This window comes from Gordonia sp. 852002-51296_SCH5728562-b, assembly GCF_001665475.1.
In the GTDB taxonomy this organism is placed as follows: Bacteria; Actinomycetota; Actinomycetes; order Mycobacteriales; family Mycobacteriaceae; genus Gordonia; species Gordonia sputi.
The window spans coordinates 1-575 of sequence record NZ_LZMI01000029.1 but is presented as its reverse complement, the minus strand read 5'-3'; the positions used below and the strand labels follow the sequence as shown (position 1 = coordinate 575).

General features: G+C 63.1%; 1 protein-coding gene. It reads left to right on the top strand.

The annotated features are described in order from the left end of the window. The coding region (locus tag A5766_RS06140) for a DDE-type integrase/transposase/recombinase (protein ID WP_156527383.1) at window positions 1-575 on the top strand (575 nt) is incomplete at both ends.

The following is a 575-nucleotide window of genomic DNA, read 5'->3' as shown; positions in this document are numbered from 1 at the left end:
GCCGCCATCGACATGCTCAAAGACGTCAAGAACATGTCAGAACGTATGGCGTGCAGGGTAGTTGGGCTTTCCCGTTCCGCCTATCGACGGCTGCCGCACGCACACACCCCGGCCGATCCGGACGCCGCACTGCGCGAGCAGCTACGCACGTATGCCCGCAAGAACCCCCGGCACGGGTTCCGGCGCGCGTGGGCGCACCTGCGCTTCGACGACGGCATCGAGATCAACAAGAAGAAAGTGCATCGGTTGTGGAAGGAGGAGGGCCTGCAAGTGCGGCGTGCTCCGCGGCGCAAACGGGTCGGCCAATCGTCGGTGCCGGTCGTGGTCGCGGACGCACCGAAAGTGGTGTGGGCGTTGGACTTTCAGTTCGATTCCTCTGTCGACGGTAAGACGATAAAGATCGCGTCGATGGTGGACGAGCACACCCGGCTATCGCTGCTGAACATCGTGGACCGCTCGATCACCGCCGAACGGCTGATCGAGGAGTTGGAGAAGACTTTCGCGATCTGGGGTGGCCCGCCCATGGTGCTGCGCATGGACAACGGCCCTGAGTTCATCTCAGAAGCCCTGCGCGA